Below are 2,639 nucleotides of genomic sequence, written 5' to 3'. Positions count from 1 at the left end.
GATGAATATACCAAAGAGCTGGAAGCATTTGGAAGAGTTCCAAGAGAAAGCATGATCGTTGTATGTGAATATTTTGAAAAGGTTTTTGAAAGATAGACAACGACGTCTTTCTTCTTAAAAGCTTATTTATCTTGAAGTATCCTCTTTTTAAATCAACACCGTCATGCATATTTTAGTATCCAGTAAGAAAATATTTAGGTTTTCCCCAACTCTAATAGGTCTATTTCTTTTCCTGGCTACAAACGCCCAAGACCTAAAATGGGAGAACCCTGAATGGGAGAATCCTGAAATATTTCAAATTAATCGAGAAGCACCAACTGCTTCTTTTTACCGGTATGAAACCGTAAAGAATGCACTGGAAAATGAAAGTTGGGAGAACTCTCCTTTCTATCAATCTTTAAATGGAGATTGGGATTTCAACTATGTTGAAAGTGTCCCTGAAAGACCTATAGACTTTTTCAATTCAGAGTTTGATACATCCGCCTGGGATAAAATCTCTGTCCCTTCTAACTGGGAACTAGAAGGACACGGTATTCCTATATATACCAATATAGTTTATCCGTTCCCTAAAAACCCTCCTTTTATACCCCATGATGAAAATCCTGTAGGAAGCTACAAACGTATTTTTGAAATTCCCGAAAATTGGAACGGGAAAAACATATATCTGCACTTTGAAGGTGTAAGTGGTGCTACATACGTTTGGATAAATGGAAAAAAGGTCGGTTATAGTGAAGGTAGTAAAACCCCTGCTGAATTTAACATTACACAATACCTTCAAAATGGGAAAAATTCGCTGGCTGTCCAGGTATTGCGCTGGTCTGACGCCAGCTATATGGAAGATCAGGATTTTTGGCGGCTCAGTGGTATAGACCGTAATGTTTACCTATATGCCACTAATAAAACAACCATTAAAGACTACAGGGTCATTGCGGATTTAGAAAATAACTATACCGATGGCAAGCTCAACCTTAATTTAAAAATCAATACTTCTGACAAAAAAGCCAAAGGATATCAAATACAGGTAAAGTTATTGGATACTAATACCGAAATCTATACAGAAACCAAAAAAATTGACCTTACAGAAGGGAACAATACACTAAACTTTGAAAAGAAGATATCTTATATAAAATCATGGTCTGCTGAAAAGCCCTACCTCTATACCTTATTATTTGTGGTCAAAAATAAAAAAGGAAGGGTTACGGAAGCTATAAGTTCAAAAATAGGTTTCAGAAAAGTAGAAATCAAAAACAACCAATTTTTAGTCAACGGGCAACCTGTAGTTATCAAAGGGGTAAACTTACACGATCATGATGAAGAAACGGGACACGTTATTAGCAAAGAGCTTACATTAAAAGACATGGAAGTGATGAAACGTAGTAATATAAACGCTATTCGTTGCAGTCATTATCCCAAGAACCCATTCTTTTATAGGATGGCAGATAAATATGGCTTTTATATTGTAGATGAAGTCAATATAGAAATCCATGGAATGGGTACTACCAATCAAGGGCTTGATAAAAACGAAGAGGCTAAAAAAATTCACCCGGGCTATAGACCGGAATGGAAAGCCATGCACCTGGACCGTACTATTCGAATGTTCGAACGTGATAAAAACTATACTTCCATTGTTACCTGGTCTTTGGGAAATGAGGCAGGAAACGGTCAAAACCTAGAGGCCACCTACGCTTGGTTAAAAGCGCATGACTCCACAAGGCCAGTACAATATGAAGGTGCAACAAAGTACGCGAATTCTGATATACAGGCCCCTATGTACGCCACGATAGAAACAAGCTTAGCCTATGCGGAAAACAATCCAAAACGTCCCTTTATACAATGTGAATATGCTCATGCTATGGGGAATAGCGTTGGCAACTTACAAGATTATTGGGATGCTATAGAAAAATATGATGTATTACAAGGCGGATTTATTTGGGATTGGGTAGATCAAGGCCTTAAAACCAAAAATGAGGATGGAGATGAATTTTACGCTTTTGGTGGGGATCTTGGTGGGCAAGATCTTCAAAACGATAATAACTTTTGCCTAAACGGAATCGTAAATCCTGATCGGTCTGCACATCCTTCCTTATATGAAGTGAAAAAAGTATACCAATACGTAAAATTTGATTCAGAAAATCCAAAAACGGGCAAAATTACCCTGACCAATAAATATGATTTTACAAATCTCTCCGAATACAATTTTTCTTGGAGGTTGATGGAAAATGGAATTCAGATAGCGAAGGGGAACATACCTGAGGTAGAAGTAGCTCCCTATGCCTCAAAAGAATTACAACTAGAATTACCTGAACTTAAAAACAAAAACGCAGAATATTTTTTAAACATTTTTGCAACCACCAAAACAGCTTCTGCTTTAATCCCTGATCATTTTTTAATAGCCTATGAACAATTTCAATTAACCGAATACAAACCCGCTATTTTTGAGAATTCTATAGAAGGAATCTCTGTAAGAAAAGAAAATAACACCATCAAAGTCCTGGGAAATGGATTTGAAATTGGGTTCAACAGCAATGATGGCAAACTTGTTACATTAGATTATGGTCAAGGGAACATCATTATAAAAGGACAGCGCGTAAATTTCTGGCGTGCACCGACCGACAATGATTTTGGCTACAATATGCCCT

The 2,639-nt window shown here is 37.0% G+C and carries 1 protein-coding gene; it reads left to right on the top strand.

The window, feature by feature from the left end; translation table 11 throughout:
- Positions 1–163: 163 nt before the first annotated feature.
- The coding region (locus WBN20_RS13685) for a glycoside hydrolase family 2 TIM barrel-domain containing protein (RefSeq protein ID WP_424282094.1) at positions 164–2,639 on the top strand (2,476 nt) is incomplete at its 3' end.

Origin of the sequence: Eudoraea sp., from assembly GCF_049665975.1 — a bacterium.
GTDB lineage: Bacteria > Bacteroidota > Bacteroidia > Flavobacteriales > Flavobacteriaceae > Eudoraea.
This window is presented reverse-complemented; position numbering and strand designations above follow the sequence as displayed.